Genomic DNA, 17,033 nt, shown 5'->3' on the forward strand with positions numbered 1-17,033 from the left:
GTTACTCCATAAACTCTTTTAAAACATCTATTACATAATCCATTTCCTCTTTAGTATTATATAAACTAAATGAAAAACGAATAGAAGGTTTCTGTAAATCGGTATCATTTAAAATTTCGGTCAAAACATGTGAGTTTTGAGAACTACCACTTTGGCAAGCACTTCCTTTAGAACATGCTATACCTTTTAAATCTAATTGAAATAAGAGCATGGATGCTTTTTTTGGAGGTATAGGCAAGCAAATATTAACAAGTGTATAAGTACTTTTATTGGAGTCTCCCGAACAGCCATTAAAAGTAGTACCAGGGATCTCTTTAGTAATCTTATCTATAAAATAACGCTTCAACCCCTTAATATAATCGGTTTCTTTATTTAAATTATTATAGGCTTTTTTTAATGCTTCTTCCATACCTACAATATTATGAACACTTTCGGTACCTGCTCTAAGGCCTCGCTCCTGTTCCCCTCCAAAAATTAGTGGTTGTAAACCTGTATTCTTTCTAATAAAAGCAAACCCCACACCTTTAGGTCCGTGAAATTTATGAGCACTTGCTGCTAAAAAATCAATTGACAATGCTTGTAAATCCATTTCATAATGCCCCACAGATTGCACAGCATCACTATGAAATAAAGCGTGATGAGTTTTACACAATTTGGCAACACGATTTATATCTAAAATATTACCTATTTCGTTGTTTATATGCATTAAGCTTACTAGTGTCTTGTTTTCCGATTGTAGTAACGTTTCTAAATGCGTATAATCAATCCCTCCATCAGTATCAAGACCAACATAACTCACCGATAAATCATATTCATCTTCAAGCTGTTCAATAGTATGCAAAACAGCATGATGCTCAATTTTCGAAGTCACGATATGTTTAATACCTAAATCCCTAACGGCACTTCTCAATACCAAATTATCAGCTTCAGTACCTCCAGAAGTAAATACGATTTCTCCCGCAGACACATTTAAATATTTCGCAATGGTTTTTCTAGATTGTTCTATTAATGACTTAGATGATCTTCCAAAACCATGAGATGATGAAGCGTTTCCATAATACCCTTTCATAGTCTCCGTCATAACCGATATCACCTCATCCCTTATTTGGGTGGTTGCTGCGTTATCTAAATAAACATGTTTCATAAAAACTAATTCATTATAAAAGTCAAAACAATAATCTTTGGGAGTTAAATCAACTTTCAAAGCTCAAAAATACTTGAAATAAAATTATTATCAATAAGCTACGTTATAAATAACAATTACTTTATTTTTGTCCTAAAACCCGAAATCAATGCGTAAATTATTTTTAGTTCTAATATCTATAGTTTTATTAAATATATATTCTTGTGATGATGGTGATGTAATTACTGTTGAATTTGACTTTGAAGAAACTTTTAGCGTTTGTGAAGGTGTGAGCAGCCTAGTGTTTTACAAAACTAAAAATGATCCATCCGAATCGTTATCTCTAAAAATTGACGAACTTAGTTCTCTTGATGAAATTCTTGTTCTTGATGAAACAACTCAAACTTATGAAAAGAATTTTAATATAAGTACTACCAATCCTTTTAATTATAGAACATATGGTAATACAAAGTTACCAGATAATTTGTTTTGTAATGACATTCCCGCATCTGATATAACAATAACGCAAGATATAGAAAGTACAGACGGTACTGCAACTATTAAAACGATTTTAACAGAAGATGATAATGATGGTATTCCTGCTGAATTGGAGGATTTAAATAATAATAAAAACTTAGATGATGATGATACAGATGGTGATACCATTCCAAACTACCTTGATGCTGACGATGATGGTGATAATGTTTTAACAAAAGATGAAAAACCAGATCCAAATGATGATGGTGATTTTAGTGATGCGCAAGACACGGATGGTGATGGCACACCTGATTACCTAGATAAGGATGATGATGATGATGGTGTTGATACTCGTGATGAAGAAAACGACACTCAAGACAAAAACCCTGCAAACGATATTACTAATGGTGATATAGGTGCCGATTATCTCAACCCAGATGTGGCTACCGAAGTAGTAGCTACGGAATACAGAGATCATAACATTTCTCAAACCTATACAGTTACCCTTAAGATATCTAATTTTGATTTAACATTAATCTCTTTAGATGAATTTGATTTTGGAGTTTTACAAAATTCTAAATTAACAACAACGAGAAAAGGAGAACCTGTTTTTAACTAATTAGGGCTTATATTCTGATAAATATATACCTCAGTTGCTCCTAAGCCATATTTCTGATAATTAGCATCGTAGAATTTTATATTATTATAACGCCCGAATAGGTACTCCAATTCTACTTTTAAAACACCTTCACCTACACCGTGAATGAATACTATCTTTTGAATGCGTTTTCTAATCGCAAAATCTAATTGACGCTTTGCAGTATCTAATTGCAGGGTCAGCATATCATGTTTAGACATGCCTTTTGAAGATTTAATTAATTTACTTATATGTAAATCAACCTCCATGGTTGGTTCATACCTGTCTTTTGCTCGTGTTTTAGGCTGTTTTCTTTTTAAAGGCTGCTCTTTTTCTGCAACGACATTACCAATAGTCGTTTGAGAAAACAATTCTTTAGCAAGCGTACTACCAGCTTTATCCATAACCAGCTCATCACTTTGAAAATCCAATAAAAAACCGTCTGTTGTTTCAATTGAAATAGTATTTCCTGAAATTTGCTTTATAACACCAGACAAGTCTTCATCTACAACCGAAACAAAATCACCTAATTTAAAAGGCATAACTAATCATTTTCAGGATTATCAATATCTTCTTCTCTATCATGCTTACTAGGTATGTTTCTAGATATCCTATAAATTCCAATCATAAGTATAACAATACCGCCCATTAAAATATATTCATTTTGCTTTGTGTCATATTTTGCGTAAACAGCAACAATAGCTCCTAAAATGATTAATATGTAATCAAAATACTTCATTAGTAATAGTTCTTTTTTACAACTCGCAAATTACTATTAAAAATTTAATTTAAAATAAGCATTTCAACGAGATTTTATCACACATAATTCCGTTGAAAGACCTTTTTTATCGATGAAATAATGGTTTTTATAGAAAAAAATATATATTTGTTACCCCAAATGTACATAACCTATTAAGTAATGTTTAGCAGATACGCCCTTTTTTTGCTATTAATTAGCAACTTAGCATTCTCTCAATTATCAGTAAGAAACGATGCTTATTTATTTGTAAATGATGAAATTGTTTTTGTTGAAGATGATATCAATTTAAACGAAGCCAACAGTACCATCTATTTACGTGATGAAGCCCAAGTTATACAAGGCACTGGAACTACCGGAAACTCTGGTGTTGGTGAATTAAGTGTTTATCAAGAAGCCAATGTAGGTGCATATGAATACAATTATTGGTGTTCTCCTATTGGTAGTAAAACCAGTAATTCTGTAAATAATCCTTTTGGAATTACACTTCTTAATGATGTTACAGACCTCACTAATTCTACACCTGCTACAATTGCACATGTAGCTGGATATAACAGTACGTCTAGCCCTTTAACCATTGAACCGTATTGGGTTTGGAAATTTATTGCCTCGGATGACTACTCTGAATGGATCCATGTACTGGGAGCTACTAGCCTAAACCCAGGTGAAGGTTTTACAATGAAAGGCACAACTGGATCTGGAGATGCGCAACAATACGACTTTAGAGGAAAGCCTAATAATGGGACCATAAGTGTTAATGTTTTAAATGCTCAATTTTCATTGGTAGGGAACCCATATCCTTCTGCTTTAGATGCATTAGCATATATACACGATCCTGAAAATGCTGCTGTTATTACAGGGACATTACATTTTTGGGAACAAGACCCCAATATAAACTCACACCGTGTTGAAGCATACGACGGTGGATATGCTACATATACTATTAATGCTGCTGGTACCGTAGAAACTTACACACCTGCAACTTTTAGCACCTATAATGGTAATGGTACTGTTAATGGAGCAGGTAGCGGAAGCCCTAGTGGTAAACGCCCTAGACGTTATATTCCGATCGGACAAGGTTTTATGGTCGAGGGAACAGCAACAGGAACTGTGAAAGCGAAAAACAGCCATCGGGCCTACAAAAAGGAATCGATCGCAACAGATTCCACCGAGTTTTTTAAAAATTCGAACACAAAAAAGAAGAGGCCAAAAAATATAAATGGGTTTTCAAAAGTCCCCAATGATTATAAACGTTTTAGATTAAATATTGATTTTAATGATACGTATACCAGACAACTGGTTGAAACATTCCATAATTCAGCTACGCATGGTTTTGATTATGGATTAGAGTCTAATATACATGAAAGTGATATCTTGAATTCTGATGCACATTGGTTAATTGACGGAAAGCCTTACCTTACGGAAGCTTTACCTTTTGATATGGCCTTAAGCATTCCTGTGGCCATTAAAATAAACAGAGCTTCTCAAATTAGAATTAGAATTGCAGATATTCAAAATTTTGAAAGCGATCAACCTATTTATATACATGATACAGAAAACAATACATTTGTTAATTTAAAAACTCAAAATTTCAATATTAACCTTGATGCTAATAACTATGCCGATCGATTTCAAATTGTTTTTAGTGAAACTCGTTTAAGCACTGTCGAAACTAATCTTGATGATTTAAAAGTGTTTCAAAATAATAGTATTTCTGAGTTGAAAATCTTAAACCCTAATTCTTTGGATATAAAAACTATTGGTTTATTCGATGTTAATGGTAAAAAAGTCCAAGATAAAAGAGTGTTAAACTTAAAAAAGGAATATACATACTCTACAAAATCACTTAATGATGGTGTCTACATAATCCAAATAAACTTTGATAATAATCAGGTGTTCAATAAAAAGATTGTAGTGGCCAATAAATAGGAATGAATAATTAATCCCTAAGTGCTATATTTTACTTTAATCATTTTTCATATATTTAAATTATATATAATTGAATATTATGGAAAACAGACCACCAAGACCCAACAGTTATTTAGCCCTGGCAATTATAAGCACTATTATGTGCTGTTTACCTACAGGAATTGTTAGTATTATTTATGCAACTAAGGTTAATAGTAATTATGAGGATGGAAAATACGAAGAAGCAAATAGCGCCTCGAAAAATGCTAAAATATGGGGGTTGGTTTCTATTGGAATCGCTTTATTTGGTTGGCTAATCTATATCCTCATTTTTGGAATCGCATTTTTAGGTGCCATTGGAAGTGCTCAATAAAATAAAGCCTTTTATTGTTACAGTCATTGTAATTACATTGATTTTCATTTCGTATTTATATTATAATTACAACCCTTCGGAATATAAAATTTTCCCAAAATGTCCTTTATATTCTTTTACTGGAATATATTGTCCTGGTTGTGGAAGCCAAAGAGCAGTGCACCAATTGCTCCAAGGTCATATTATAGATGGTATTAAGCACAACTTCTTAATTATTCTTTTAATTGTTATTCTATTATATGACACCTCTATTAAATTGGGTAAAATAATTTTTAACAAAACATTTAAGAATCTTTTACACAATTCTAAAACCTCTTTTACCGTACTAATTATGGTCCTTTTATTTTGGTTATTGAGAAACATCAATTCATATCCTTTTACTATTTTAGCTCCATAAAAATCATTTATTACGCATGCAGGCTTTAGACGATTATATGTTACCATGTTTAAACAAAAAACTTTTTGGTGTTGAATGCATGGGATGCGGTTTACAAAGATCTATAGCTTTAATCTTAAAAGGTCAGTTTATTGACGCTTTCTATATGTATCCTGCGATTTACAGTTTAATTATTCTTTTTCTGTATATAGGCATAAATATTTTCTTTAAATTTAAACACTCCAATAAAATTATTGGTGGATTGGCTATACTAACAGTAGCCATTATTATAGTAAGTTATATCATTAAAACAATCAATTAAAATTCACAGATGGAACAACAAAAACTTAACCCAACACTTGTTTATGTATTAGCTATTTTAGGCTTTTTATGCTGCTGTATTGGAGGATTAGGATTTATTCTTGCGGGTATTGCATTTATAATCGCTCACAGTAACTTAAATAAAGCAAAGCTTAACCCAGAAAACTACGACCCTAACAGTATTAAAGCTATGAATACTGCTAAAATTGTAGCTTTGGTTATACTAATAATAAACCTTCTATATTTTGTATATTACATATACATGATATCTACGATAGGTTGGGATGAGCTTATGCAACAGTCTCAAGACATAATGGAGCAATGGCAGCAAAATCAATAACATAATATATTATCAGAATAAAGAGAGTGTCTAAAAAGTATGTTGAATGTCATATTGAGCTTGTCGAAATATTTTTAAAATACTGATACTCAATGTTGGTTTCGACAGGTTGCACACTGAGCGTAGTCGAAGTGCTCAACCTGACAAATCAAATTACTAAGATTTTTTAGACACCCTCTTTTATTGAGTAAGTATAGGCCTGTCAATTAAAACAAGCCTGCTGTAAGCATTGCTATTACAAATGCCAGTACATAAATACTAACAACTACAATTGCAAAAATGCCCATAAACTTATAATGTGATTTTAAATTTAAAAAAGCCATTTTAAAATCTTTGTCATTATTTAACTTTAGAGCACTTTTCATCTTTTTAGAAAATTTAAGCAAGTATAAAAGCGGAAAAAAATAAATCAGAGCCAAGAGCAAATAAATAAAACTCATTCCTGTTGAATAACCTAATCCATAAGCTGTATCACCTCCTAACTCATTTAAACCAGTATAAAAACTCATACCAATTCCAACAAGAACCATAATTCCGACACCTACAAAACCAAGTATCGCCAAAAAATAGGACCATTTTGAAGTTTCTTCTAAATAACCTCTAATCTCCTTATTTACATCAAGTTCGAAACTATCAAAAGCCGATTTTTCTTCCATAATACTATTTTTCAAATTGTTTAAGTGTTTTTATAATGATATCAACACAATCTAACAATTGAGCTTCATTCATAACTAAAGGCGGTGCAAAACGAATAATATTACCGTGTGTGGGTTTGGCCAACAACCCGTTATCCCTTAATGCCAAACAAATATTCCAAGCAGTATCACTTTCCTCATCATCATTTATAAGAATCGCATTAAGCAAACCTTTTCCCCTAACCAGACTTGCTATATGACTAGTTTCAATATATTTGTTTAATTCACTTCTAAAGACATTCCCTAATGTTTCAGCATTTTCTGCTAATGCCTCATCTCTTACCACTTCAAGAGCTGCTATAGCTACTGCAGCCGCTATAGGATTTCCTCCAAAAGTACTCCCATGGTTACCAGGTCTTATAACCTCCATAATGGTATTATTGGCCAAAACAGCAGATACTGGGTAAACACCTCCACTTATTGCTTTGCCTAAAATTAAAATATCTGGAGTTACATTTTCATGATTAACAGCTAATAGTTTTCCTGTTCTGGCAATACCTGTTTGCACCTCATCTGCGATAAACAAAACATTATATTGCTCACAAAGTGATTTAGCTTTAGCCAAATAACCTTCACTAGGCACATAAACCCCTGCTTCTCCTTGTATAGGCTCTACCAAAAACCCACCAACATTTGGATTGTTTTGCAAAGCAGATTCTAAAGCATTGAGGTTATCGTATTCAATTTTAATAAAACCATTTGTGAATGGTCCAAAGTTTTGACGTGCAACTGGATCATTCGAAAACGAAATAATCGTAGTAGTGCGCCCATGAAAATTGTTTACGCACACTATAATTTCTGCTTTATCCTCATCAATTCCTTTAACTTCATATGCCCACTTTCTACATAGCTTTAACGCTGTTTCTACAGCTTCTGCCCCAGTATTCATTGGTAATAATTTGTCGAATCCGAAAAATTCACAGACAAATTTCTCATATTTGCCGAGCATATCGTTATGAAACGCTCTTGAGGTTAAAGTTAATGTTTGTGCTTGTTGCACCATAGCATTAACTATTTTTGGGTGACAATGCCCTTGGTTCACAGCAGAGTATGCAGAAAGAAAATCATAATATTGTTTTCCGTCTACATCCCATACATACACACCTTCTCCCTTACTTAATACGACAGGTAACGGATGGTAGTTATGAGCACCATACTTGTTTTCTAATTCAATTAATTGTTGCGACGTTTGTTCTTCTAAAATTGCCATTTTAAAAAAGTTTAAATAAAAAAATATGCAATTCCTACTGTACCTTTATTCTTTCGAAGAAACGAAAATTCAGCGTGGGAGAGAAATCATCCCTGGATAGAGTCGCAAGTTAACAAATATTAATTGTATTATAAAACCTTATTCAGACATTCTACCAGAGAGAGATGAGACCTGTAACTCCAAACGCTTTACCTCTCTAATTATAGCATTTTTGTCCATTTGCATCCAAACAAACAATTTTAACATGCTAACCAACATCACGCTGAGTGTTCCCAAAACACCCCACTTTATAAGTTCGTTAGTTACTTCTGTATTAAAAAATTGAATGGCACAATATATAAATGCTACAAAAGCGAAAATACTTATAATATTTATTACAATAATTATCCATTTAAACTTGCCCATAAACAAACCTCCAAGCATACCAAAAAGGTTTTGTTCATCTAATTTATCATAAAACTTTGCTTCTTCTTCGTTTAATGTTTCTTTAATCAGTTTGTCTATGTCTTCCATGTTAGTTTTCATAATTTCTATATTTTAATGTTTCTTTTAATTTTTCCCTGGCATGAAACAGTCTTGATTTTGCCGTTCCTACAGATACGTTTAGAATTTTGCTAATTTCTTTTAACGAATAAGCTTCCACGTAAAACAATTTAATTACGGTTTGCTGATTTTCAGGAAGCGTCTTTATCGTTTTTAAAAGCTTATTTTTTAGTTGTTCATTATCATCTTCTTTGACTTCTAAAGCCTCTTGTTCATATTTATAATATTCTAGCTCCACCCGCTTTTTGGTTTTCGCTTTAATAGCGTCCAAAGATTTTGTGTAAACAATGCGCATTCCCCAACTTCCAAAACTTTCAGGCTGCTTCAAATTATAGATCTTATCCATAATAATACGCCAACAATCCTGGGTAATATCTTTTGCAGCATCAGCATCTTTCAAAACATAAAAAGCCTTTTCACAAAACAACTTGTGCCATCGTTTTACCAAAAAAACAAGTGCTTTTTTATTACCAGATTGATACTCTAAAACGAGCTCTTTATCAATTTTTCGTTGTTCACTATCCATCCTTATCAGACAACTTATACTATAAAGACCATAAAAGACAAAAAAGGTTCATTTTATTTTTTATCTAAGTGTAAAACCTCCCTTATGTGTTATTGAAAGACTCAAAATAAATTTTCTTCAAAATCTCTTAAAGTTAATGGAAATAAAATCATATATATTTGTTGCTATTATTATTTTTGCAGGATGTCTAGAAGAAAAGCAAAAAAACAAGTTTTTGAGCAAATAGAAGTTATTGATGCTGGAGCTAAAGGTAAAACCATAGCGAAAGCACCAGACGGAAAAGTTATTTTTCTCCCCAATGCAGTACCTGGTGATGTTATTGATGTGCAAACTTTTAAAAAACGAAAAGCCTATTATGAAGGTAAAGCCATAGCATTTCATAAATTATCCGATAAAAGAACAAAACCTGCGTGTGAACATTTTGGGACTTGTGGGGGCTGCAAATGGCAAGACATGGCGTATGAGCACCAACTGTTTTATAAACAAAAAGAGGTCACTAATAACTTAACACGTATTGGACATATTGAACTTCCTGAAATCACTCCTATTCTAGGGTCTTCAAGTCAATATTTTTATAGAAATAAAATGGAATTTTCTTTTAGTGATAGCCGTTGGTTAACTGAAGAGGAAGTGCTATCTGATGAAGATATAGGAAATCGAAATGCTCTAGGGTTTCATATCCCTGGTATGTGGGATAAAATTCTGGATATTAAAAAATGCCATTTACAAGCAGATCCATCAAATGCAATTAGAAATGCTGTTAAACAATTTGCTATTGAAAACGGATTAGAATTTTTCAATACCCGAAATCAAACCGGCTTATTAAGAACCATGATGATTCGAACATCCAGTACAGGAGATATTATGGTTTTGGTTCAGTTTTTTAAAGAAGATAAAGTAAAACGTGAATTATTATTGGATTATATAGCTAACACATTTTCACAGATAACATCATTACAATATGTTATTAACGGAAAGGCAAACGACACTATCTATGACCAGGAAGTAATTTGTTACAAAGGAACAGATCACATTTTTGAAGACATGGAAGGGTTGAAATTTAAAATCAATGCCAAATCATTTTATCAAACAAATTCAGATCAGGCTTTTGAACTCTATAAAATCACAAGGAATTTTGCAGGATTAACAGGAAACGAGCTGGTTTATGATTTATACACTGGTACTGGAACCATCGCACAATTTGTTGCTAAAGAAGCTCGCAAAGTTATAGGTGTAGAATCTGTTCCGGACGCCATAACTGCTGCAAAAGAAAATGCACAATTAAATAATATAAATAACGTTGAGTTTTATGTTGGTGATATGAAACAAGTTTTCAATGACGATTTTATAACAACCCATGGACAACCAGATGTTATTATAACCGATCCACCACGAGATGGTATGCATAAAGATGTGGTACAACAAATATTAAGCATAGCACCAAAAAAGGTCGTTTATGTAAGTTGCAATAGTGCTACACAGGCCAGAGATCTAGCTTTAATGGATGCCGTATATAAAGTAATAAAAACACAAGCTGTAGATATGTTTCCTCAAACATTTCATGTTGAAAATGTTGTACTTTTGGAACGCCGATAATGATATGCCAATAAAAAGAAAGCATCATTCTGAGTTTGTCACAGAATCTATATGAAATAAAAATGAAATATTTTAAAATTTTAGTAATTCCACTTCTTTTCGTAGTTGCTATATCAATTAGTTGTGAACGTGATGATATTTGTCCAGATAGCACACCTACGACGCCTAGGCTAATTATTGATTTATTAGACAATAATAACACTGATAACAAAAAAAGGGTTTTTGATTTGGTTGCTATTGGTGTTGATAATGAATTTGTTTTACCTGATTACAATTTTAGTAACACGGACAACCTGGTATTACCTTTAAAAACAGACGAAAATACAACACAATACATACTTGTAAAAGAAGCTACCGTAAATGATGCTGGCACGCCTGATGATACAACAGATGATTTTATTGACGGAAACCAAGATACTATTACAATAAACTATAGCCGTAAAGAAGTCTATGTATCACGTGCTTGTGGCTATAAAACTATTTTTGAAAATGTTACACTTACTATAGAGCCAGACGCCGATAACTGGATATTAACAAGACAACCTTTAACCGATAACCAATCTGTAGAAGATGAAGCAGCAGCGCACTTTACAATGTCTCATTAACAGTTTTTTATGTGTACTTATTTTTTGTGTATCTGCAAATGCGCAAAACGATAGTATTCCCAATACTCCAAATGACACCATAAAAGTAAAATTACAATATGGTCTTCGCGTAGGTGGCGATGTGGGTAAATTAATCCGGTCGTTTGTAGATGAAGAGTATAAGGGATTTGAAATCTCGGCAGATTACAGGTTAAAAAAACGTCTATACATTGCTGGTGAAATTGGTATTGAAGAAAAGAATACGATTAGCGAAAATTTAGATATTACCAGCAAAGGTTCTTATATTAAAGGGGGTATAGATTATAACTCATATCAAAATTGGTTAGATATGGATAATATGATCTATTTTGGTTTTCGTATTGGAGCAAGTTCATTTAGCCATGATTTAAATAGTTTTGCTGTTTACAGTACTAACCAATATTGGGCACCTCAATTTTCTTCAAATGAAAAACAAGAATTTAGTGGTTTAACTGCCATATGGACAGAGCTTATTTTAGGTATAAAAGTAGAATTATTTAATAATTTATACCTAGGATTAAACGCACAGCTTAAAATACTAGCAAGCGAAACCGTTCCCGATAATTTTGAAAACGTTTACATTCCTGGGTTTAATAAAACCTACGATAGTAGTAATATTGGTACTGGGTATGGTTATACATTATCGTACCGAATTCCGCTTTTTAAGAAAGATAAGTAACCATTGCCTGTATTTAAGTTTGCATGTTAACTAACTATGACAATATAAATTATTGCTTAAATTTTCTGGCACTAACAGTATTAGCAGCAGGAAAATCTTCAGGAATACTTTGAGTCACCTTACCAGTAGCAGCCCATTCTGCACCACGCTGTAAGGTTGTTATAAAACCAACACATTCCATAGAGTAATCCATATGGCCCAATGCCGAATGAAAGATTCTGCCCTTGCCATATTCAACAGCCATTAACAGCGGCTCATGCCTACCTGTACGCCCCTTATTTTTATCTGTTTTGGTAGCATCTGCTTCTGTTCCAGAAAATGCGGTCGCCAATACGGTCATGTTTTTAGCTGGCCCACGTAAACGCTCGTATAATTCATCTTTAGCATGCAACCATGTATCTGGAAGCCCCTTCATTATTGGATGTTCTGGGGCACGCGTCTTTAATTGATATTCCAACTGTGGACCATGACTTGCACAAGGTCCTTCAGAAGTGTCATGCTTTAATTCATTATTCACATCATAATATACATACGGACCACTTTCGGTATTTCTACCACCCCAGCCTCCCAGTGCAATAATTTCGTTATATGCTTCCCAATCACCCCACGCATTATTAGCAGCATGTATAAGAACAAACCCTCCACCATTACGCATATATTTTTCAAAATTCCTTTTGGTAGCATCAGGCCAATTCGCTGTTTTCCATCCGAAATTTGAAATAACCACATCATAAGCTTCAAAGTTTGGACTAAAATCAGGGTCCGCTTTTGGATTTTCAACCAGGGTTCTCTTTTCAGTATCTATAGGGTACATTTCTAATAACTCTTCTATCTTTTTAACACCTTCTATCTTGTTAAAATGAGGGCCTATCCACATATAATTGGTACGCTCTATATCAACTTCAAACAACCCTGTTTCCTCTAAATAACTTTTCATCATGATACTTGTTTTTGGCCACGCACCATGGTTGTTTTGTCCATCAATAATTAAAGCTTTTAGTTTTGCTTTTTGAGGCGTACCACAACTTTGTAAGCTTGATAAAAGCATGAGTGTTAAAACTGATAGCAAGAAAGGTTTTTGAATTTTGAACATGTAATGATGATTAAATATAATTCCAGATAAATATACAATTCTTAAACAAAACACAACCCCAAATTAAACATAAAGAAGGGTAATCAAATAAAAGCAGTGCTTTTTCTCACAAAACATAAAGTTTTTAATTATGTTTGAGAACCCGTTTAATTATGTCGTAAAGGCTACTTCAATTAAAATATTCTGTTCGACCAATGATATATATGAAATGAATGATAACACGGAAAAGGATTATATAAAAAGGATCAATAAAGTCATTGACTATATCGAAAAGAATTTAGACAAAGAATTATCACTAGGGCTACTGTCTAAAAAAGCCTGCTACTCACCATTTCATTTTCATCGCCTTTTCAAATTCATAACTAACGAATCTACTAATGAGTTTATTAATAGAAAAAGAATTGAAAAAATTGCAGCCATTTTATTAGTTGGAACTAATGAATCCATAACAGAACTAGCATTTAGATATGGCTTTAGTAGCGGCAATTCTTTTTCAAGGGCATTTAAAAAATTTTATGGCTTGTCCCCTACGGTATTTAAGTCTAAAAATAAAATTAGCAAGATTGGTGTAGCCTCAAAACCGATTGAAAAATATATTTGTCAAATTGATAACTCCTTAAATTGGATTAAAATGCATGGACAAATAAGCATAAAAAAGCTTTCTGAAATGCCTCTTATTGGCATGACTCATATTGGCAAACTTGATAAGATTGGAGACAGCTATGAAAAACTGGTAAATTGGATGGCAAACAAAGACTTGTTAAATGTTCCAAATCTAAAAGCGGTAACCGTATATCACGACAATCCAAAAGTTACAGACCCATCAAAAGTAAGGCTTAGCACATGTTTTACTGTATCTAGGAATATTCAAGTTGAAAGCCCTGTAAAAAAAGTGCTTATTAAAAAAGGATATTATGCTGTAGGTGCTTTTGAAATAGCACCTGATTTTTTTTCTAAAGCTTGGGATAATATGTGCGTATGGGTATTGGAAAATGGTTACGAATTTGAAGATGGTCATTATTTTGAGTTATATCATAATGATCATAGAACACATCCCCAGCAAAAATTCATAGTAGATATTTGCATTCCCATTAAAAAGCCAAATACAAAAATTAGCCATTCTAGCAAAAATACCGAACGACCTAATAATGATAACTTAATACATTGTGGAAAACACATTGAAGAAGGTGATATACTAAAAGACTATCAAAAATTACGAACCTGTATAAGAGGGCTCAGAACGCACTTAAAAAAAACATACCCGATTGATTATAAAATAGGGAGTATCTATCAAGGACATATAAACTTTTCATACTTCCCTTTTACGCCGATTGAGTTGAAAAATCAAAAATTAAAAATTGTCATCATTTTAAATCATGTAAAAATGCGGTTTGAGATTTGCTTGGCGGGACAAAACCGACACATCCAAAAGGAATATTGGAACATATTTAAAGATAGTGATTGGAACAAATATCATATACCGTACAATCTGGAAGGGTTCTCAATTGTTGAACATATATTAATGGAACGCCCTAATTTCAATAACCCTCATACACTCTACCAACATTTAGAAACAGAAGTGATGACATTTACAAAGGATGTTATGGAAGCGCTTGATGTTTAACAATGAACTCTTGTGCAAAATACTACTAGTTTTATATTTAGGAATAATTATTTCACTTCATATACTTGCCCTTCTTACTGCCCTCATACATCACATACTTCACCAAACGTGATTCCAGCTTGGCATTAAATAGCTGTATTTTTCGTGAAGGTCTTAACCCAACATGCTTTAAAGCATCCAGATTAGAAGTAATAAACCAAGCATCGGTACCTGGATAATTTCGTTTTAGGGTATTGCCAATATCCTTATAAAACGCCTGCATATCAATATTTAAACGCTCACCATACGGTGGGTTAAATACCATATGTAACTTCTCTTCTCCAGCCTTTTGAGTTTTAAAGAAATCTTCATGCTTAACCTCTATAAAATCTTCCAGTTGGGCATTTTTCACATTATCCCTAGTCTTAGCAACGGCACTCGGTGCTTTGTCGTAACCAATGATTTTATAATGAAAGTCCCGTGTTTTTTTAAGAAGCGATTCCTCTATTTTTTCAAATAGATCAACATCCCAATCCTGCCAGCGTTCAAAAGCAAATTCTTTACGCATTAAATTAGGCGGAATATTACAAGCAATCATGGCCGCCTCAATCAATAACGTACCACTTCCACACATAGGATCCATAAAGTCGCTTTGTCCGTCCCAACCCGATAGCATAATCAATCCTGCAGCCAACACTTCGTTTATAGGCGCAATATTCGTGGCTGTTTTATAACCGCGTTTATGCAAAGAATCTCCCGAAGCATCTAAAGATATGGTACATTGACGCCTGTCTACGTGTACATTAATTTTTAAATCAGGAAATTTTAAATCCACATTGGGGCGTTGCCCTGTGGTATTACGAAACTTGTCTACAATAGCATCCTTTGTTTTTTGCGCTATATACAGGGAATGGGAAAACAAATCGGAGTGTATGGTGGCGTCAACTGCCAAAGTACCAGTAGGTTTTAAATAATCCTCCCACTGCATAGCATAAATTTTATTGTACAAATCGCTTTCGCTATTTACAGTAAAAGTATGGATGGGCTTTAAAATTTTAATGGCCGTACGCAGCCCCAAGTTAGCTTTGTACATAAATCCTTTATCACCAGAGAAACTAACATTCCGAACGCCTTTTTTTACATCCTGAGCTCCTAACTGCGTAAGTTCGTTAGCTAACAACTCTTCAAACCCAAACAAAGTTTTGGCTACCATTTTGAAATTTTCTTCCATTTTTTCCTACTACTTACTATATACACTTTATTAGCTTGCAAAAATAGCGTAATTTTGTGTTAAATTAATGTTAATAAGATTTAGGTTAAGGGTTTAAACGGCATCTTTTATAACTGCCTGACCTTGTGTTGTAAAAAGCACAAGAAAACCATCGAAAAAGCATATGATAACAGATACAACAAAATGGTTTACTTCATGGTTCGACACACCATTTTACCATATTTTATATAAAGACAGGGGGCATACCGAAGCTCATGCATTTATGGATACCCTTACCAGTTATTTAAATATTCCCGAGCTTGGAACTATTTTAGATTTAGCTTGTGGAAAAGGGCGGCATGCCGTATATCTCAATACCTTAGGATACGATGTTACTGGTGTAGATTTAAGCGAAAATAGTATTAAACATGCCAAACAGTTTGAAAATGACACCTTACGTTTTGAAGTGCATGACATGTGCAAACCTTACCACAAACAATTTGATGCGGTTTTTAATTTGTTTACCAGTTTTGGATATTTCGATAAAGACGAAGACAATCTAAACACCATCAAGGCCATAAAAGCGAATTTAAACGATTATGGTTTTGGAGTGATTGATTTTATGAATAGTGAATTTGTTATTGATAATTTAGTACCCGAAGAACTAAAAACAGTTGACAATATCGATTTTAATTTAAAACGCTATGTAGAAGATGGGTATATTATAAAAGATATTTTGTTTTCTGTAGACGGTGAGGCCTATAAATTTCAGGAACGTGTAAAAGCATTTACGCTAGATGATTTTAAAAAATTATTCAAAAAAGCTAACGTACATTTGCTAGATGTTTTTGGCGATTATAAATTGCGTAAGTTTAATGCGAAAACATCAGAACGTTTAGTCATGATTTTCAAATAACCCATAACTTTCACAAAATCAATTCTT

The 17,033-nt window shown here is 33.1% G+C and carries 20 protein-coding genes; 11 read left to right on the forward strand and 9 right to left on the reverse strand.

Features of this window, described 5'->3' with window-relative positions; translation table 11 throughout:
• Position 1 precedes the first annotated feature (1 nt).
• Positions 2-1,144, reverse strand: coding sequence for a cysteine desulfurase family protein (locus tag HHX25_RS01035; RefSeq protein WP_169669180.1), 1,143 nt, complete (start codon positions 1,142-1,144; stop codon positions 2-4).
• 148 nt (positions 1,145-1,292) lie between these two features.
• Between HHX25_RS01035 and HHX25_RS01040 the strand changes: the two genes are divergently transcribed.
• Positions 1,293-2,219, forward strand: coding sequence for a hypothetical protein (locus HHX25_RS01040; RefSeq protein ID WP_169669182.1), 927 nt, complete (start codon positions 1,293-1,295; stop codon positions 2,217-2,219).
• On the opposite strand, the gene HHX25_RS01045 is transcribed toward HHX25_RS01040, so the two are convergent.
• Both HHX25_RS01045 and HHX25_RS01050 read right to left on the reverse strand, forming a co-directional pair.
• Positions 2,216-2,779, reverse strand: a complete 564-nt coding sequence (locus tag HHX25_RS01045) for a Smr/MutS family protein (RefSeq protein WP_169669184.1) — start codon at positions 2,777-2,779, stop codon at positions 2,216-2,218. The genes HHX25_RS01040 and HHX25_RS01045 overlap by 4 nt on opposite strands.
• 2 nt (positions 2,780-2,781) lie before the next feature.
• Complete coding sequence (locus HHX25_RS01050; RefSeq protein ID WP_169669186.1) at positions 2,782-2,976, reverse strand: hypothetical protein; 195 nt, start codon at positions 2,974-2,976, stop codon at positions 2,782-2,784.
• A 180-nt stretch (positions 2,977-3,156) separates the two neighbouring features.
• Between HHX25_RS01050 and HHX25_RS01055 the strand changes: the two genes are divergently transcribed.
• The 5 genes from HHX25_RS01055 (at position 3,157) to HHX25_RS01075 (ending at position 6,312) form a co-directional block, all read left to right on the forward strand.
• Positions 3,157-4,923 carry a T9SS type A sorting domain-containing protein gene (locus HHX25_RS01055; protein ID WP_169669188.1) on the forward strand — a complete coding sequence of 589 codons (1,767 nt, stop codon included), beginning with the start codon at positions 3,157-3,159 and terminating at the stop codon, positions 4,921-4,923.
• 79 nt (positions 4,924-5,002) lie between these two features.
• Entirely contained in the window at positions 5,003-5,275 is a 273-nt protein-coding gene (locus HHX25_RS01060; RefSeq protein ID WP_169669190.1) for a CD225/dispanin family protein, read from the forward strand.
• Positions 5,265-5,672 (forward strand): DUF2752 domain-containing protein, encoded by a 408-nt coding sequence (locus HHX25_RS21515; protein ID WP_169669191.1) that lies wholly within the window; start codon positions 5,265-5,267, stop codon positions 5,670-5,672. The genes HHX25_RS01060 and HHX25_RS21515 overlap by 11 nt, the downstream gene beginning before the upstream one ends.
• Before the next feature lie 16 nt (positions 5,673-5,688).
• Complete coding sequence (locus HHX25_RS01070; protein WP_169669193.1) at positions 5,689-5,973, forward strand: DUF2752 domain-containing protein; 285 nt, start codon at positions 5,689-5,691, stop codon at positions 5,971-5,973.
• Positions 5,974-5,982: 9 nt separating this feature from the next.
• A complete protein-coding gene (locus HHX25_RS01075; RefSeq protein ID WP_169669195.1) occupies positions 5,983-6,312 on the forward strand; it encodes a CCC motif membrane protein in 330 nt (109 codons plus the stop codon).
• Between the two features lie 206 nt (positions 6,313-6,518).
• Here the strand turns inward: HHX25_RS01075 and HHX25_RS01080 are convergent, their stop codons facing one another.
• The 4 genes from HHX25_RS01080 to HHX25_RS01095 form a co-directional block, all read right to left on the reverse strand.
• The gene (locus tag HHX25_RS01080; protein ID WP_169669197.1) at positions 6,519-6,968 is read right to left on the reverse strand and encodes a DUF5362 family protein; all 450 of its coding nucleotides are present in this window, start codon (positions 6,966-6,968) and stop codon (positions 6,519-6,521) included.
• 4 nt (positions 6,969-6,972) lie between these two features.
• Positions 6,973-8,217, reverse strand: coding sequence for an ornithine--oxo-acid transaminase (gene rocD / locus HHX25_RS01085; RefSeq protein WP_169669199.1), 1,245 nt, complete (start codon positions 8,215-8,217; stop codon positions 6,973-6,975).
• 138 nt (positions 8,218-8,355) lie between these two features.
• On the reverse strand, positions 8,356-8,742 hold the full coding sequence (locus tag HHX25_RS01090) for a DUF6768 family protein (RefSeq protein ID WP_169669201.1): 387 nt from the start codon (positions 8,740-8,742) through the stop codon (positions 8,356-8,358).
• Positions 8,732-9,286, reverse strand: a complete 555-nt coding sequence (locus HHX25_RS01095) for an RNA polymerase sigma factor (protein ID WP_169669203.1) — start codon at positions 9,284-9,286, stop codon at positions 8,732-8,734. The genes HHX25_RS01090 and HHX25_RS01095 overlap by 11 nt, the downstream gene beginning before the upstream one ends.
• Before the next feature lie 183 nt (positions 9,287-9,469).
• Between HHX25_RS01095 and rlmD the strand changes: the two genes are divergently transcribed.
• The 3 genes from rlmD to HHX25_RS01110 all read left to right on the forward strand — a co-directional run bounded on the left by rlmD (position 9,470) and on the right by HHX25_RS01110 (position 12,184).
• Entirely contained in the window at positions 9,470-10,882 is a 1,413-nt protein-coding gene (rlmD, locus tag HHX25_RS01100) for a 23S rRNA (uracil(1939)-C(5))-methyltransferase RlmD (protein WP_169669205.1), read from the forward strand.
• Positions 10,883-10,944: 62 nt separating this feature from the next.
• Positions 10,945-11,487, forward strand: coding sequence for a DUF6452 family protein (locus HHX25_RS01105; protein WP_169669207.1), 543 nt, complete (start codon positions 10,945-10,947; stop codon positions 11,485-11,487).
• Positions 11,453-12,184, forward strand: coding sequence for a DUF6048 family protein (locus HHX25_RS01110; RefSeq protein WP_169669209.1), 732 nt, complete (start codon positions 11,453-11,455; stop codon positions 12,182-12,184). Before HHX25_RS01105 ends, HHX25_RS01110 begins: the two co-directional genes overlap by 35 nt.
• Positions 12,185-12,233: 49 nt before the next feature.
• Here the strand turns inward: HHX25_RS01110 and HHX25_RS01115 are convergent, their stop codons facing one another.
• Positions 12,234-13,277: a ThuA domain-containing protein gene (locus HHX25_RS01115; protein WP_169669211.1), complete on the reverse strand. Its 1,044-nt coding sequence runs from the start codon at positions 13,275-13,277 to the stop codon at positions 12,234-12,236.
• 208 nt (positions 13,278-13,485) lie between these two features.
• Here HHX25_RS01115 and HHX25_RS01120 point away from each other — a divergent pair, with 208 nt between their 5' ends.
• A complete protein-coding gene (locus tag HHX25_RS01120; protein WP_169669213.1) occupies positions 13,486-14,901 on the forward strand; it encodes an AraC family transcriptional regulator in 1,416 nt (471 codons plus the stop codon).
• Between the two features lie 52 nt (positions 14,902-14,953).
• On the opposite strand, the gene HHX25_RS01125 is transcribed toward HHX25_RS01120, so the two are convergent.
• A complete protein-coding gene (locus tag HHX25_RS01125; protein WP_169669215.1) occupies positions 14,954-16,111 on the reverse strand; it encodes a THUMP domain-containing class I SAM-dependent RNA methyltransferase in 1,158 nt (385 codons plus the stop codon).
• A gap of 163 nt (positions 16,112-16,274) precedes the next feature.
• Here HHX25_RS01125 and HHX25_RS01130 point away from each other — a divergent pair, with 163 nt between their 5' ends.
• Entirely contained in the window at positions 16,275-17,006 is a 732-nt protein-coding gene (locus HHX25_RS01130; protein WP_169669217.1) for a class I SAM-dependent methyltransferase, read from the forward strand.
• Positions 17,007-17,033: the final 27 nt, after the last annotated feature.

It is taken from the genome of Flavivirga algicola (genome assembly GCF_012910715.1).
GTDB lineage: Bacteria > Bacteroidota > Bacteroidia > Flavobacteriales > Flavobacteriaceae > Flavivirga > Flavivirga algicola.

Excerpts from the sequence above, each read along its gene's own strand:
- HHX25_RS01125 (WP_169669215.1), bottom strand. The coding sequence starts at position 16,111 with ATGGAAGAAAATTTCAAAATGGTAGCCAAAACTTTGTTTGGGTTTGAA.
- rlmD (WP_169669205.1), top strand. The coding sequence starts at position 9,470 with ATGTCTAGAAGAAAAGCAAAAAAACAAGTTTTTGAGCAAATAGAAGTT.
- HHX25_RS01055 (WP_169669188.1), top strand. The coding sequence starts at position 3,157 with ATGTTTAGCAGATACGCCCTTTTTTTGCTATTAATTAGCAACTTAGCA.
- HHX25_RS01090 (WP_169669201.1), bottom strand. The coding sequence starts at position 8,742 with ATGAAAACTAACATGGAAGACATAGACAAACTGATTAAAGAAACATTA.
- rocD (WP_169669199.1), bottom strand. The coding sequence starts at position 8,217 with ATGGCAATTTTAGAAGAACAAACGTCGCAACAATTAATTGAATTAGAA.
- HHX25_RS01080 (WP_169669197.1), bottom strand. The coding sequence starts at position 6,968 with ATGGAAGAAAAATCGGCTTTTGATAGTTTCGAACTTGATGTAAATAAG.
- HHX25_RS01105 (WP_169669207.1), top strand. The coding sequence starts at position 10,945 with ATGAAATATTTTAAAATTTTAGTAATTCCACTTCTTTTCGTAGTTGCT.
- HHX25_RS01075 (WP_169669195.1), top strand. The coding sequence starts at position 5,983 with ATGGAACAACAAAAACTTAACCCAACACTTGTTTATGTATTAGCTATT.
- HHX25_RS01045 (WP_169669184.1), bottom strand. The coding sequence starts at position 2,779 with ATGCCTTTTAAATTAGGTGATTTTGTTTCGGTTGTAGATGAAGACTTG.
- HHX25_RS01070 (WP_169669193.1), top strand. The coding sequence starts at position 5,689 with ATGCAGGCTTTAGACGATTATATGTTACCATGTTTAAACAAAAAACTT.
- HHX25_RS01095 (WP_169669203.1), bottom strand. The coding sequence starts at position 9,286 with ATGGATAGTGAACAACGAAAAATTGATAAAGAGCTCGTTTTAGAGTAT.
- HHX25_RS01035 (WP_169669180.1), bottom strand. The coding sequence starts at position 1,144 with ATGAAACATGTTTATTTAGATAACGCAGCAACCACCCAAATAAGGGAT.
- HHX25_RS01115 (WP_169669211.1), bottom strand. The coding sequence starts at position 13,277 with ATGTTCAAAATTCAAAAACCTTTCTTGCTATCAGTTTTAACACTCATG.
- HHX25_RS01110 (WP_169669209.1), top strand. The coding sequence starts at position 11,453 with ATGAAGCAGCAGCGCACTTTACAATGTCTCATTAACAGTTTTTTATGT.
- HHX25_RS01120 (WP_169669213.1), top strand. The coding sequence starts at position 13,486 with ATGAATGATAACACGGAAAAGGATTATATAAAAAGGATCAATAAAGTC.
- HHX25_RS01060 (WP_169669190.1), top strand. The coding sequence starts at position 5,003 with ATGGAAAACAGACCACCAAGACCCAACAGTTATTTAGCCCTGGCAATT.
- HHX25_RS01130 (WP_169669217.1), top strand. The coding sequence starts at position 16,275 with ATGATAACAGATACAACAAAATGGTTTACTTCATGGTTCGACACACCA.
- HHX25_RS01050 (WP_169669186.1), bottom strand. The coding sequence starts at position 2,976 with ATGAAGTATTTTGATTACATATTAATCATTTTAGGAGCTATTGTTGCT.
- HHX25_RS01040 (WP_169669182.1), top strand. The coding sequence starts at position 1,293 with ATGCGTAAATTATTTTTAGTTCTAATATCTATAGTTTTATTAAATATA.